Source organism: Phycisphaeraceae bacterium (assembly GCA_019636795.1).
In the GTDB taxonomy this organism is placed as follows: domain Bacteria; phylum Planctomycetota; class Phycisphaerae; order Phycisphaerales; family UBA1924; genus JAHBWW01.
Map to the genome: position 1 here is coordinate 338,381 of JAHBWW010000001.1, position 13,918 is coordinate 352,298.

12 protein-coding genes are annotated in these 13,918 nt (G+C 59.7%); 5 read left to right on the forward strand and 7 right to left on the reverse strand.

Annotated elements, in window-relative coordinates; all coding sequences use genetic code 11:
* Positions 1-449 precede the first annotated feature (449 nt).
* The 5 genes from KF757_01445 to KF757_01465 are packed head-to-tail and all read left to right on the forward strand — an operon-like array spanning position 450 to position 6,980.
* Positions 450-1,295 carry a menaquinone biosynthesis protein gene (locus tag KF757_01445; protein MBX3321633.1) on the forward strand — a complete coding sequence of 282 codons (846 nt, stop codon included), beginning with the start codon at positions 450-452 and terminating at the stop codon, positions 1,293-1,295.
* A gap of 40 nt (positions 1,296-1,335) precedes the next feature.
* A complete protein-coding gene (locus tag KF757_01450; protein ID MBX3321634.1) occupies positions 1,336-2,988 on the forward strand; it encodes a hypothetical protein in 1,653 nt (550 codons plus the stop codon).
* Between the two features lie 3 nt (positions 2,989-2,991).
* On the forward strand, positions 2,992-4,563 hold the full coding sequence (gene gatB / locus KF757_01455) for an Asp-tRNA(Asn)/Glu-tRNA(Gln) amidotransferase subunit GatB (protein ID MBX3321635.1): 1,572 nt from the start codon (positions 2,992-2,994) through the stop codon (positions 4,561-4,563).
* Positions 4,560-5,678: an LptF/LptG family permease gene (locus KF757_01460; GenBank protein MBX3321636.1), complete on the forward strand. Its 1,119-nt coding sequence runs from the start codon at positions 4,560-4,562 to the stop codon at positions 5,676-5,678. Before gatB ends, KF757_01460 begins: the two co-directional genes overlap by 4 nt.
* Before the next feature lie 24 nt (positions 5,679-5,702).
* A complete protein-coding gene (locus KF757_01465; GenBank protein ID MBX3321637.1) occupies positions 5,703-6,980 on the forward strand; it encodes a glycoside hydrolase family 57 protein in 1,278 nt (425 codons plus the stop codon).
* Here KF757_01465 and KF757_01470 read toward each other — a convergent pair whose 3' ends face one another.
* The 7 genes from KF757_01470 to KF757_01500 form a co-directional block, all read right to left on the reverse strand.
* Positions 6,981-8,339 (reverse strand): HlyC/CorC family transporter, encoded by a 1,359-nt coding sequence (locus KF757_01470; protein ID MBX3321638.1) that lies wholly within the window; start codon positions 8,337-8,339, stop codon positions 6,981-6,983.
* Positions 8,336-8,857 (reverse strand): rRNA maturation RNase YbeY, encoded by a 522-nt coding sequence (gene ybeY / locus KF757_01475; protein MBX3321639.1) that lies wholly within the window; start codon positions 8,855-8,857, stop codon positions 8,336-8,338. The genes KF757_01470 and ybeY overlap by 4 nt, the downstream gene beginning before the upstream one ends.
* 169 nt (positions 8,858-9,026) lie before the next feature.
* The gene (locus KF757_01480; GenBank protein MBX3321640.1) at positions 9,027-10,601 is read right to left on the reverse strand and encodes a hypothetical protein; all 1,575 of its coding nucleotides are present in this window, start codon (positions 10,599-10,601) and stop codon (positions 9,027-9,029) included.
* A gap of 167 nt (positions 10,602-10,768) precedes the next feature.
* Positions 10,769-12,175: an NADH-quinone oxidoreductase subunit NuoF gene (gene nuoF / locus KF757_01485; protein MBX3321641.1), complete on the reverse strand. Its 1,407-nt coding sequence runs from the start codon at positions 12,173-12,175 to the stop codon at positions 10,769-10,771.
* A 56-nt stretch (positions 12,176-12,231) separates the two neighbouring features.
* The gene (locus KF757_01490) at positions 12,232-13,080 is read right to left on the reverse strand and encodes an FkbM family methyltransferase (GenBank protein MBX3321642.1); all 849 of its coding nucleotides are present in this window, start codon (positions 13,078-13,080) and stop codon (positions 12,232-12,234) included.
* Positions 13,077-13,565 carry a hypothetical protein gene (locus tag KF757_01495; GenBank protein MBX3321643.1) on the reverse strand — a complete coding sequence of 163 codons (489 nt, stop codon included), beginning with the start codon at positions 13,563-13,565 and terminating at the stop codon, positions 13,077-13,079. The genes KF757_01490 and KF757_01495 overlap by 4 nt, the downstream gene beginning before the upstream one ends.
* Complete coding sequence (locus tag KF757_01500; protein MBX3321644.1) at positions 13,562-13,786, reverse strand: hypothetical protein; 225 nt, start codon at positions 13,784-13,786, stop codon at positions 13,562-13,564. The genes KF757_01495 and KF757_01500 overlap by 4 nt, the downstream gene beginning before the upstream one ends.
* Positions 13,787-13,918: the final 132 nt, after the last annotated feature.

Consider the following 13,918-nt stretch of genomic DNA (forward strand, 5'->3'; position numbering starts at 1 on the left):
AGTCCGGGTACTCACGTTCGCTTGAACTGCTGTAACGGTTGGCTGTTGCTGGGGTTGCAGCACGGGTAAAAACCGGTGTCGACAAAAAATCGACGCCGGGCCGTGGCGCAGCCCGACGCCGGGTGGGTAGGTGGCTTGCGATAAACCCTGAGGGCTCTGTGCCCGACGCGGGACGGTTGGTCCCTGCTCAGACTTGCCCCCGGGCCGATGCCCCGTAAGGGCATCCCGTGACCGGTGATTCGCCAACTACCCCGAAATGTCGTGTCCGCGAACCGCTCACCCCAGAGGAGCAGATTCGTGGATGTCCCAGACCAAAGGCCTGTTCTGGATTGAAAGATACGCCAAATTCAGAAAGATGCCATGAATCTTGAAACACCGTCTGACTTTTCATCGGTCAAATGGTCCGAAAGTGAAGAGAGGCAATCCTGCATCGAGGCTAAAGTCCGGATATGGCTCCACTTCGTATCGGCGTCGTTCGGTATTTGAACACAGCCCCTCTGATCGAGGGCCTTGATGCAGCCGAAAATATCGAGCTCATCGCTGCGGTGCCAGCGCACATTGCAGGCATGGTACAGGAGAACAAAGTCCAGATTGGGCTGGTCTCCACCATCGACGTTGCCCGCTCTCTGACGCCCTTGACACTCATTCCGAAAGGGATTATCGGGTGTGATGGTCCGACGCTGACTGTACGGGTCTTTTCCATGTGTCCGCCGGAGAAGATCACAACACTGGCGATGGACACCGACAGCCACACCTCTGCCGCGCTGGCACAGATCATCCTCTGGCATCAGTACGGGTTGCGTCCGAGAACTGTCGAGTTCGACGCGCGCGAGCGCATGACCCACGGGTCAGACACAGGCGAGCTTTGGCCCGAGACCATGCTGCTGATTGGCGACAAGGTCGTGACTGACAGCCCGCCTGCGGTACGCTACCCATATCAGATCGACCTGGGGGAAGCCTGGAAAGAACTGACCGGGCTGCCGTTCGTCTACGCGATCTGGATGTGCCCGTCATCGATCGCAGGGACGCCTGCCGTGCGCACCGCAGCAGCCCTGCTCGAGCGTCAGCGCTTGCGCAACGAGCAAAGGCTGGACTGGATCGTCTCGACGCGGGCAGCCGAAAAGGGGTGGCCCGATGACCTTGCGCGACGGTACCTCGGTGAACGCCTGCGGTTTTCGTGCGGTCCGCGCGAGCGTGAAGCCATAGTCCGCTTTCTCGATGAGGCTACGCAGCTGGGGTTGGTTCCTGCGTGCAGTCCGGAGTGGTTCGATGCCGAGATTGGGATTGAATCCTGACGCTTCGCTGCGATGACGGGCCTAACCAAGGATTCCGGCCATGCCTCGCCTGCCGACCATTCATGAACCGGTACTGCGCGATTTGGCGCAAGAGTTGCGGTTCGCGCCGCGGCAGGCTCTGCTTCGGCATATCGAGCGTGCGGAACAACTCGCGGGCGTACTTGAGAGTGACCAGATCTATCCGCGCGAGTGGATTGTGTTTCGCGTAACCGGTTTTCGTCCGCACGACACATCGGGCCAGATGCCGCGAGGCAGGGACATATTGTCAAGCCTTTCGGCGTTTGTCGAATGCCTGTGCGAGACAGCGACGCTCGGCGAGAGCGAAGTGCCGCATGGCTCGCTCGGTCCAGAGCAGATGTGTCAACTGTGGGGCATGAGCCGGGCAACACTGGATCGCGCGCGAAGGCGCGGCCTTGTCGCACGTCGGGTCGTTGGCGAGCGTGGAACGCGCACGCTGATCTTCACGCCACAAGCCTGTGCTGCTTTTGCCCAGCGGGAAAAACCCGGGCCGCGACCGACCGCACACCGGATGAGCCCGACCGAGCGGAAGGCGATGATCCGGCGTGCCGGGCAGTACCACGCTCGACTCGGTCTCTCGCTCAATCAGGTGGCTGCGCGACTCGCGCCGCGATTCAACTTCAGCCACGAAGGGGTGCGGCGACTGCTTCAGCGCGAGTGTGCGGAAATCTTTGGTCAGGCAGGCCCTCCGTCGGCGCGTGAGCAGGAGTTCGCCTTTCGCGCCCTTCGCCGTGGCATCGAACCGGGGTTGATTGCGCAGCGTCTGGGCCGCCCGCGCACTGCGATTGTTCGGGCTGCCAACCAGCACAGGGCGCGAGCGCTTGCTCAGTGGAACCTTGACGGGCCGATGAGTGCGCAGTTCGAGCGCGAAGATGCCGATCAGATCTTTATGCCGCGCGACCGATCGGACACCGTTGCGGTACCCTTGATTCCGATTGATCTCCCTCGTTTCATCGAAGCGTGCCGGGCTTCGGTGACGCTTGAACGAGCGGCCGAGCACGCACAAGCGGCGGGCATGCACTTTTTGCGATGGCGTGCCCGGAGATTGATCGGCAAACTTGCAGCCATGAGTAACGCGCAGGCGGGAAAGATAGACGAAGCGGAGACAATGCTGCGAGAAGTTTCACAGATCAAGTCGGTACTGGCAGCATCGCAGCTTGGGTTGCTCCTGGCGACGGCCGAACGCCGAGTCGAAGGCCCGATTCAGACTTTGCCGGAAAAGAAGATTCAATGTCTCGTTGATGCGATGTTCGTCGCGTTGTGCGGCGCGATCGACGGGTTTGATCCATTTCATGGCGGTCGGCTGGCGGCTCGCACGGGCATGCTGATGGACCGGGAAGCTGCTGCCTACTTGCGGGCGCAGCACCCTGGGAAAGCGATCGAAGGGCGAGCGCGACGCACCCTAATTGCGCGCGATACCGATTCAATCGGCAGCCGTCTCGTGGATCCGTGGCAGGCAATGCTCGAAGCTGATCCACGCGTGGCAGTTGAGGCTGTCAATGGCACGTTTGACGGTGCCCAGATCCTCTGCCGACGTTTCGGGCTTGGAGGCCAGCGCCCGCGAACACTGGCCCAGATTGCGGTGCAACTCGGAACTCCCGTCATGCACGCAGCCCGCCTTGAGCGGTCTGCGGTGAGGCTTGCTCTGTCCAAGGCGAGATCGCGGATACGATGAACCATGTCGATGGCTCAGCAGGCTTCCATCATGCATGCGGAACTGATCGTGGGGATGGAAATCCACATTGAGCTCGCCACGCGCACCAAAATGTTCGCTCGCGCGGGCAACCCGGCGCACGAGGACTTTGCTGACGCCCAGCCCAACACGCTTATCGACCCGCTCGTGCTTGCTCTGCCTGGCGCGCTTCCGGTGATGAATCGTCAAGCCGTGGATTTGGCGATGCTTGTCGGGCTTGCGCTGCGGTGTTCGATCGCGACACATAGCCGATGGGATCGCAAGTCGTACACCTATCCCGACCTGCCCAAGGGGTATCAGATCAGCCAGTATCCGCTGCCGCTCTGTTTCGATGGCAGCGTCGATGTCGTGCCCGAGGACGAGCGCGGCGTGTGGGATCTCGAGCGCGGCACGCGCCGCATCGGCATCGAACGCGCACATCTCGAAGAAGACGCGGGCAAACTCCTGCACGAGGCCCCCGGCGGCGGGCGCATTGACTTCTCGATCGTCGATCTCAACCGCGCCGGCACACCTCTGCTCGAGGTTGTTACGCGCCCCGATTTTCGCTCGGCGGACGAAGCCGTCGGGTTTGCGCGACAACTGCGCATGATGTGTCGCTACCTTGGCGTGAGCGAGTGCGTGATGCAGCGCGGGCAGATTCGCTTCGAACCAAACATTAATATGCGATTGACACTCGAAGATGGGCGCATCGTTTCGTCACCGATTGTCGAGGTCAAGAATCTCAACTCGTTTCGTGCGGTGCGCGGAGCGATCGAGCACGAGGCGATCGAGCAGCCACGGCGCTGGCTGGCCGATGGTCGTGAGCATGGACAAGGCACAAAATCGACACGTGGATGGGACGATGCGCGAGGTGTGACTGTGCCTCAGCGCGAGAAGGAAGACGCTCACGATTACCGTTACTTCCCGGACCCCGATCTCGTGCCGGTGGAGGTTGATCGGGAGTGGCAGCTTCGTGTGGCTGCCCGTTTATGCGAAGCGCCGTCCGAGCGGTTTACGCGCTTCGTGCGGTCGTTCGAACTGACACCAAAGGAATCGCTCGCACTGATCGAGGAGCGTCAAACGTGCGAGTACTTCGAGCGGGCGGTCGATGACGCGGTTGAGGCGGGGCTCGACAGGGTGCGCGCAGCTCGAGGCGTGGCGAATCTGGTGCTTCAGGTTGGTGCGCGTCTGGCCAACGATCGATCGGTGCGGCTCGATCAACTTGGCGTAGCAACGTCGCAGGTTGCTGAGATTGTGAAGATGCGAACACAAGGCGAGATCAGTGCTGCCGCGGCAAACACGTTGTTCGAACAGTGTGCCGCGACAGACGCGAGACTCGCGAGTGTGCGCGAGGCTGCCAATACGCAGGGGTTGCTGATTGTGCGCGATGACGCGGCGATGGCTCGCTGGATCGAGGAGGTTCTTGTCGAACAGGCAGCCGCTGTCGATCAGATTCGCGCGGGCAAGACCCAGGCTGTCGGAAGGCTGATCGGCGAAGTCATGAAGCGTTCGAGCGGGCAGGCCGACGCTTCGGAAGTGCGAGCCGCGATTTTCAAGCGCCTCGGGGTGGATGCATGAGCCTGCTTGATCGCTACATCGCACGACAGTTTTTCATCAACGTCATCACGTTGCTGCTGATCCTGTTTTGTTTCATTGTTGCGATCGATGCCTCGATGAATGTGACAAAGTTCAGCAAGGTTGCAGATGTCCTGCTCGAAAGCCGAGGCCAGGGCGATGCCGGCTCGCTTACGCGCCTGGGTACGACGCTGTGGATCATTGCTGATCTCTGGTGGCCTCGCCTGTTGCAACTGTACAACTTTCTGATCGGCATGGTGATGGTTGGTGCCATGGGTTTCACATGCACGCAGTTCGTGCGTCACCGCGAGTTTGTCGCGATGCTTGCTGCGGGACAGAGCCTCATGCGAGTCGCCAGGCCTGTGGTCATTGTCGCACTCTGTTTCACAGTGGTGCAGGCGCTCAATCAGGAACTGGTCATCCCGCGCATCGCGCCTTTGCTGAGCCGCGATCACAAGGCTGCGGGTGCACGCGAAGTGGGCACAACGAGTCTCCCGCTGACACCCGATGGGAGCGGGCGTCTGTTTCAGGCCCGTGCGTTCGATGTCGATCGCGGCGAGCTTCACGATCTGTTCGTGCTCGAGTACAACGCGCAAGGCCAGCCCGAGCGTGCGATCCGGGCAACGCACGCTGTGTGGGATGGTCAGGCGTGGATTCTCGAAAGTGGGACTGTGGAGCCGCGACGCATGCAAGCCCCGCCACAACCGATCGAACGCCTGACGACCGGTCTCAGCCCCGAGCAGATTCGTTTGATGCGTTACGGTGCCTATCGGCATGCGATGAGTTTTCAGCAGGCAGGCAAGTTGCTCGAACGCAAGGACATGCTCGACGAGCGTGCGGCCGGCGACCTTCAGCGTGTCCGCTGGGGGCGGGTGTCGGTCTGGATCTCAAACCTGCTGACGCTTTCGATCGCGTTGCCGTTCTTCCTGACGCGCGAACCCCGAAGCATGATCCAACAATCGCTCAAGTGTGCACCCATCTCGATCTCGGCACTTGTCGGGGGGGTTCTCGGGGCGTCGGCCGCCATCCCCGGTATCCCCCCTGTCCTTGGCGTCTTTGTCCCTGTCATGATTCTGCTCCCCGCTTCCATCGCGGTGATGTCTACCGTACGGACATGATCCTCGCTGGGTCCAGGAGGTCCTATGGCTTCAGTCGTCTTCTACTTTCAGGTCCATCAGCCGCACCGTCTGCGACGGTACTCAATCTTCGATGTCGATCCGTTCTATTTTGACGACAAGGCCAACGGCGAGATCTGCCGCAAAGTAGCCGACAAGTGCTACCGCCCAACGACGAATCTCATACTCGATCTCGTTCGGCGGCACAAGGGCAACTTTCGGGTCAGTTACTCGATCACCGGCACAGTGCTCGATCAGCTCGAACGCTTCGCGCCCGATGTCATCAAGACCTTTCAGGAACTCGCCCGCACAGGCTGCTGCGAGTTTCTCGGCGAGACGTACTTTCACTCGCTCTCGTTTCTCTATTCCTTTCCCGAGTTTCAGAAGCAGGTCGAGATGCACACCGAGCGCATTGAAGCGCTCTTTGGCCAAACGCCTCGCGTTTTTCGCAACACGGAACTGATTTACTCGAATGAGCTCTCGGCCGCGCTGGCAGCCATGCGCGACAAGCACGGCAAGCCCCGCTGGCTCGGGGCGATCTGCGAAGGCACAGACCACCTGCTCGGCTTCCGCTCGCCGAATTATGTGTACGCACCTCCGGGCGGAGATTCGGGCCCAACACTCGGGCCGCGGTCGCGCCCCTTCGGCCTGCTGCTGAAGAACTATCGCCTCAGCGACGATATCGCCTTCCGCTTCAGCAATCGTGGATGGGCAGAGTGGCCCCTGACTGCTGAGAAGTTCGCCAAGTGGGTTCATCAGATCAATGGGAACGGATACCTTTGCAACCTGTTCATGGACTACGAGACCTTTGGTGAGCATCAGTGGGCCGACACAGGCATTTTCCAGTTTCTCGAACACCTCCCGCGCGCCATCTTCGACATCAAGCCCGGCGAGAACCACTTCAATACGCCCAGCGAAGCACTCGAACGCTTCGAACATGTCGGCGTGTACGACGTGCATGACTACATCTCGTGGGCCGACACCGAGCGCGACCTGACCGCCTGGCGTGGCAACGCCATGCAATGGAACGCCCTTGAAGAGACCTATCGCCTCGAACGGGAAGTCAAGTCCGCCTCGGCTCGCGCGCGTGAATCCGGCGATGCCGCTGCGATCGAAAACGCGTCGCACATCGAGAACGACTGGCGCAAACTCACCACCAGCGACCACTTCTACTACATGTGCACGAAATTCTGGGCCGATGGCGATGTGCACAAATACTTCAGTCCGTACGACTCGCCCTACGACGCGTACATCAATTTCATGAACGTGCTCGACAACATGCGCACGCGCATCGCCGAAGCCTGATCATTTCACTGGTTGCTCTTGTGGCGCATCTCCCAGGCTTTCCGAGGTTGCGTTCTCGGGGCCGGTCGAGACGATCCGGATACGCTTGACCCGCGTCGGCTCGGCGTCGAGCACGCTGACGAGCATCGTGCCGTGCGAGAACGACTCGCCAATTTCCGGGATGCGCCCGAGCGTTACCACCACGAAACCGCCGACTGTGTCGTAGTCGTCGTGTTCGGGCAGCTCGAGGCCCAGCGCTTCGAGTTCGTCGTTGGCGTCATCGATATCCATGCGCGCGTCGATCTCCGCCTGTCGCGACGCGAGGTCAACTTCAACGAGCGCTGGGCCGTCGTCTTGAGGCTCGTATTCGTCCTTGATGTCGCCGAAGATCTCTTCGACAATATCTTCAAACGTCACCAGCCCGCTCGTGCCGCCGTATTCATCAGCCACGATCGCGATGTGCACCTTGTTGCTCATCAAGTCCGCCAGCAGATCGCGCAGCGTTTTGGTTTCGGGCACAAACGTGGCAGGACGCAGAATCTCGCGCAGCGTGAAGCGTTCATCATTGTCAGATCCGTTCTCGACGATCCATCGCAGCAGATCCTTGATGTACAACACTCCGACGATGTGGTCGAGATTGTCTTCATACACCGGCACGCGGCTGTGCCCTGCCTTCTTTGCCAGTTGTTTCACAGACTCAAGTTCGTCGGTGTACTGAAGTGCGGTCATCTCGGTGCGAGGGGTCATGATCTGTTCGACGGTGGTCGAGCCGAACTCGACGACCGCTTCGATCATGTCGCGTGCAGATTCGTCGATCTTGCCTTCGCGCTCGCCTTCCTCGACCACGGACATCAGTTCGGCTTCAAGTTCTTCGACACCTGTCTGCCGCTCCTGCCCCGAGAGCCGCCGCACCACTTCCATGATAAACGTGAGCAGTGGCCGCACGGGCAGGAACATCACTCCGCAACCGCGCACCAGCCACGACCACGCGACGATCGAGCGTTCGGCAGCATGCTCTGCAACCGCGAGAGGAATCACGACGCTCACGATCCAGACAGCGAATCCGCCGATGATGATTCCGACGATGCGATCGAGCGTGGTCGGCGCGTCCATCGCGCGCGTCGTCGAGATCCAGAGCACCAGAAACACGACGACTGTCAGATTCAGCACCGCACGGGGAAAAGCCAGTGCCGCGAGGTGATAGTCCTCATCATTCAGAATCAATGCCACACGCCTGACCACGCGCGCCTTTCCCAGGCGCGCCGCTGACTGCTCGACACCTGACCGACTCGCCCGCGAGAGTGCGTACACCAGCGACGAGAACAGCCCGGACAGCGCCAGTGAGGCCAGCGCGATCCACAGGGCAACTTGACCGCTCAAATCGAGTCCCTTTCGATCGAGTCCGCAGTCGTCGACCCGGGCGCATACACCGCGCCTACGCCGATCGCTTCCAGCACTCGGTCTTCCTCTGCGTGCATCGCTCGGGCCGACGCTTCGTCATGATCGTCATACCCAAGACAATGCAACACGCCATGAATCACATACAGCAGGATCTCCTGCGCAGTCTCGTGCCCAAGCACCGCAGCCTGTCGCCTGGCTTCATCGACACACACAAGAATGTCGACATCCAGACCCATGCCAGGTTCGGTCATGTCAAAGGTCAGCACATCGGTCGGCCCGGGTTCATCCAGATAGCGCAGATGGGCCTGGGCCATCGCGGCGTCATCGAGCAGGCGCACGCGAACCTCGCCATACAGCGACATGGCCTTCTCGGCCAGCGAGGCCGACTGCCTGATCCAGTGTGAGGCCTGGTCATCGAGCAACCGATCCGGGTCCAAAAACTCAATGACCCCGGATCGGCACATTCGCTGAGGAGGCTCGTCAGAAGATTCGTCCATGGCTTTCCGTACTACTCCCAAACAAACGGATTGATTCCGCCTGTGTGTACTCTATCGAGTCCCGGGCCAAGAGCCAAGGGCAATCTGGAGGAACATCGGCCTCAAGGGCTAGGGAGGTCAATTCTCGCACGGGGAGTGTCGCTGTCGGGCAATTCCGCCCGGAATCGGACTACGGGCACCCATCGCTGAACATCTGCAGATACCGCAGAATGTCGAAAAAGTCCAGAATCCCATCACCATTGAAGTCGGCTCCAAGATCATGGGCCGAGTACAGCCCGAGCATCACCTCCACATCGAACACGTCGAGCACTCCATCGTCGTTCAGGTCCGGCGGGCATTCCCACGGTGCCGGATGGTACTCAAAGGCTCCCATGTCGATGATCGGGGGTTCTCCGATCCCTGTATCAGGAGTTGCGGGGTCATCGACAAACCTGGGTTGACCAGCGAGGTCAATCGTGATGCCCAACGGAAAGACCAAGTTGTTGCCAGCGTCGATCGCCGGAGAGCCAGTCATTGGTGCATAGGCTGCATCAAGCAGGGGATCGGCATCCAGATTGCCAGCACCCGGTGCACCGCCCTCGATGATCGTGTACGACACATTGACCTCGCCGTCCATATGGATGCGCACAATCTGGCCCGTGTTGTTGTGGATGATGCTGTTGCGAATGTTGAGCGTCGTTCCCGCCCCTCGCACAAAAAATATTCCCCAATCGCTTGGGAGGCCATTTTCATACCGAACAGTATTTCCGGTGAAGGTGGAATTGATCACATCGACAGTGGCACCCGACCTGACACTCATTGCGCCACCAACGCCAAAAAAGTCTTCATTCTTTTCATCTTCTTCGCCGCCGGAACTACTGTTGTTGAGGAACAGGCAGTTCGTGAAGCTTGCATGCCCTCCGCCCGCGTTCACTGCACCACCACCGCCACCGCTCAGATCATCAAAATCAAGAAACGCACGGTTATTTTGAAACAACGTATTCTGCACGGTGGTATTGGCGTTGGTGTACATGCCCGCACCTTGGGCTAAACCACTCATGTCGCGAAAAATGCATCTATCAACAAGATGTGTCCCGCCGACAAATGCAGCACCCTTGCCTCGAATCGTCGAAGTCACGGATGTGGAAGACGAGTGCCCTCCGCGATAAAAGACCGAATCGATGAGTTGGATCGCTCCTCCTCGCGCGTAGAGATGAACTCCGTATCCCAGGTCGAAAGAAACGAGAGCGTTGTCGTAGAACTGACAGTTCTCGAAAAGGACCTGGGAGTTCAGGCAGTTGACTGCTCCGCCATTCTCGCGTCGTGTCGTGTTCTCGCGAAAGACACAGTCTCGAAAAACAATCCCCGTGCTGTTCTGGATCAGGAAGGCACCACCTTCTCCCGCGGGTACGACACTGGTGTTCATGCCCGCAAAACCCTTCTCAAAAACTAAATCGACAAACGTGATCGGCTTGGTGTGCCCGACGAACGAGCCCGCTCGACGAGCAAAGGCTGAGGCGCCTTGAGGGTCGATGCGCACACCGGTTCGCCCCGGTGACGGCCTGATGGTCAGCGACTTGTTCTGAAAGTTCAGATCGCGATTACCATCGCCTCGAAACACATTGCTGTTGAGTTCGATGATGTCACCGTCGCTCGCAGCGTTGATAGCAGCCTGAATCGTCGGTTGATTCTGCGGGACAGTGATCGTGTCCGCATAGGCGGCCATTGCCACTACCATGATCACAATACATGACAGCTTTGACATGAAAGCCTCCTCTCTTTGCAGATCTACTGTCCAAAATAACAGATAACAAAGTCTGTTTATAGCAAAATGGAGAGATAATTCTGAAAATGCCCCAAACAAGGGGGCACTTCTCTTGGCGAGAGATTCAGCCGTAAAGGGCCTGAACGTGAGCCAAGTTGGCTCGGGAGTTACCCCCCGGAACTCGCCCCAACCGTCATCTTCACAGGCACATACGTCGGCTGCACCCGGGCGGTGAACTCATCGTGGAACTTGTTCATGATGGTTCGGACTGCCCAGTTGTTGCCGTCCGCCAGGCCGCAGATGGTTGTGCCGGGCATCGAGCCCATGCTGGTCGCGATTTCGAGTGCGAGGTCGAGGTCCCTGGTCTTGGCGTCACCGGTTTCGATGCGGCTGAGCAACTGATACAGCCACCCCGAGCCTTCGCGACATGGCGTGCATTGCCCACATGACTCGTGCTTGAAAAAGCGTGAGATGTTGCGCGCGACCGCGACCATGTCGGTGTCTTCGTCAAAGACGGTGGGGCAGGCGGTTCCCAGGCCGAGGACGTTGTGCTTGCGCCCGATGTCGAAGTCGAGTTCAGCATCGAACTGATCGGTGCCGAGAATCCCCATCGAAACGCCGCCAGGAATAGCCGCTTTGAATTTCTTGCCGCCGCGCATCCCACCGCAGTACTTCTCGACGATTGTGCGCAGCGGGATGCCGAGCTCGAACTCATACACACCGGGGCGTTCGACGTGCCCGCTGACACCCATGAGTTTTGTGCCGAAACTCGGAGGCCCGCCGACCGAACTCTCTACGCCTTGCTCAGCGAACCACTCAGGCCCGTGGTCGATGATGCTCGGCAGATGCGCGAGAGTTTCGACATTGTTGATGATCGTCGGGCGGCCAAACAGACCCTTGATCGCAGGGAAAGGCGGCTTGATTCGCGGCCATCCTCGATTACCCTCGATGGCTTCGAGCAGGCCGGTTTCTTCGCCGCAGATGTACGCGCCCGCGCCGCGATGGACATAGCAATCGGCCTGAAAGCGATCGCCACCAGTGTTGGCTTCAGAGTTGATCAGGCCTTTGGGGCCGAAGATCCCGTGTTCATAGGCTTCGCGCAGCGCGTTCTCGACGACGTGGGTCTGGTGGTGGTATTCGCCGCGGATGAAGACATACGCCTTGGTCAATCGGCACGCATACATGCAGATGGCAATGCCTTCGAGCATCAGGTGCGGGTCGAAGTCCATCAACAGGCGGTCCTTGAAGGTGCCCGGCTCGGATTCGTCGGCGTTGACCGCCAGGTAGCGGTTCTCGATGGGTTGCCCGGGTTCGATCTTTGGTAGAAAGGTCCATTTGAGCCCGGTCGGGAAGCCCGCACCTCCGCGGCCGCGCAGCATGGATTTCTTGACCACTTCGGTGACATCCTCAGGCTTCATGGTCAAGGCTTTGCGAAGCCCGACATACCCCCCCGTCTTGACGTATTCGTCATACGAGACGATGTGCCGATCCTTCACCTGGCCAAAGGGGGGGGTGGGGATGCGCTTGCAGAGGATGTGCGATTCGAGGGTGTTCTGATAGGTCTTCTTGGGCATATTCGGGCCTCTCCGGGAGGGGATGGTAGGGCCGAGCGCGGGCGTTGTCGGATCGATCATCGTCCGAAGCGCGTGGTCTCAAATGAGGCTCCGAAGTCCGGTGTTTTTCCATTCCCCGTGTGCCATGCGAGCACATCGTGCGACTTGGGTCCGGCCGCGATTTCGGCATGAATCGCCTTTGGATCGCGCGACCAGAATCCCGCCTCTCGTCGATCAAGGTCGTACATCGTGTACCCGCGAGCCGCAAGTTCGCTCAAAGTGTCAAGCCCTCGCCCATCTCGCTGGCTTTCCATCAGAACCGTGGGGCGGAATTGCTCGATAACCTTCGATCCGCCGCGAAGCACCGCGGCTTCGTGTCCTTCCACATCCATCTTGATCAATCCGATCGGATCGACCCACCCAAGATCGACATCATCAAGGCGCGTGATGGCGATGCTCTCTCGCACTAGACGTCGATCGGGCATGCGATGGGCAGCCTCGATGTCATCCGCCGCGACAAAGCCAGATCCATGCTCAGGCCTCGAGTCTGAACGAATCGGGACATACAGCAGCGCACTTCCCGCAGACTCGCCAAGAGCCGATGGGATCACCCGGACGTGCCTATGCAGCGCAGTCGCGGGTCGGATGATCGTGAGGTTGAATCTCAAGGGCTCAAAGGCCAGCACGCGATGGCCCCTGTGCGCAAGCTCGATCGCAAAGCGCCCGTGATTGGCTCCGATGTCCAGACACCCACACCCGGGCGCAAGAAACGGACGAAGAAACTGAATTTCAGGCCTGAACTTTGGATGTAGCGCTACGCGCCAGATCTGGCGCACGCGCTCTATCCCAGTCCGCCAGCAAAACGGGTAACGATCGAGGATCTGCCGGCTCGAAAGGTGCGGGTTGCTCGTCGGCGTCACGCTCATCGAGCGACCCATGGAGGCAGGCTGCCGCGATACCGCCGCTCCCCGGGTGCCTGCGGAATCCCGCCCTGTCCGCGAGCTTCTTCATCGAGGTTGATGTCCTCGCGGCTCATCATCAGGTTTGAGCCCGAGCCCCGCACACGCAGGATGAACGGTGCGGGCGGCTCAAGTTGAATCCAGTACGGGTCGTCCGAGTCGCCTATCGCGGGCACAATGCGAATCACCACCGCGCCGTCCTTGCCGGGTTCCTTGCGATTGAAGGCGAATGTAGTATCACCACCAGCTGCAACGATGCGCTCGCTCTTGGCCCATTCGATCGAGGACGCGCCCGGATCAACATCCGACGCCAGCCACGCATTGACACGCAGTTCAGTGGTTGAACTGTTCATGATGCTGACATTGGTGGTGGTGCGCCTGCCGCAACCGATCGGTATCAGCATGCACAAGAGCCCGAGAGAAACAGCGAAGCGCAACGTCTGAATGGTCATGGCTCATGGTCTCCTGCGAAGTAAGCGTCCTTGGGAATCTCGATTTCCTCGATGGTGGTTCGACGCAGCGTGACGGGGCCTGCGGATGTTTTGATTTGACTTTCCTCGACCTCTCGCGAGACTTCGCGCCGGCTGGGATCCGAACGGGCTCCAGCCACGATGTGCCCGAAGAACCTCCCCAGGTTGCGCATCAGTCCAGACTGGCGATCAGAAGTACCCATTGCTCAGAGTGTATCGGACTTTTGGCCCCTGGCGCTGCGCCGCTGGCGAGCGACCCAAAACCACCATCGCTCACTGTCTCCGCGAATTCCTGATGATAGTCCTTTGAGCAGCACCCCAAATCCGGTACAGTT

Excerpts from the sequence above, each read along its gene's own strand:
- KF757_01445 (MBX3321633.1), top strand. The coding sequence starts at position 450 with ATGGCTCCACTTCGTATCGGCGTCGTTCGGTATTTGAACACAGCCCCT.
- KF757_01450 (MBX3321634.1), top strand. The coding sequence starts at position 1,336 with ATGCCTCGCCTGCCGACCATTCATGAACCGGTACTGCGCGATTTGGCG.
- gatB (MBX3321635.1), top strand. The coding sequence starts at position 2,992 with ATGTCGATGGCTCAGCAGGCTTCCATCATGCATGCGGAACTGATCGTG.
- KF757_01460 (MBX3321636.1), top strand. The coding sequence starts at position 4,560 with ATGAGCCTGCTTGATCGCTACATCGCACGACAGTTTTTCATCAACGTC.
- KF757_01465 (MBX3321637.1), top strand. The coding sequence starts at position 5,703 with ATGGCTTCAGTCGTCTTCTACTTTCAGGTCCATCAGCCGCACCGTCTG.
- ybeY (MBX3321639.1), bottom strand. The coding sequence starts at position 8,857 with ATGGACGAATCTTCTGACGAGCCTCCTCAGCGAATGTGCCGATCCGGG.
- KF757_01480 (MBX3321640.1), bottom strand. The coding sequence starts at position 10,601 with ATGTCAAAGCTGTCATGTATTGTGATCATGGTAGTGGCAATGGCCGCC.
- nuoF (MBX3321641.1), bottom strand. The coding sequence starts at position 12,175 with ATGCCCAAGAAGACCTATCAGAACACCCTCGAATCGCACATCCTCTGC.
- KF757_01490 (MBX3321642.1), bottom strand. The coding sequence starts at position 13,080 with ATGAGCGTGACGCCGACGAGCAACCCGCACCTTTCGAGCCGGCAGATC.
- KF757_01495 (MBX3321643.1), bottom strand. The coding sequence starts at position 13,565 with ATGACCATTCAGACGTTGCGCTTCGCTGTTTCTCTCGGGCTCTTGTGC.
- KF757_01500 (MBX3321644.1), bottom strand. The coding sequence starts at position 13,786 with ATGGGTACTTCTGATCGCCAGTCTGGACTGATGCGCAACCTGGGGAGG.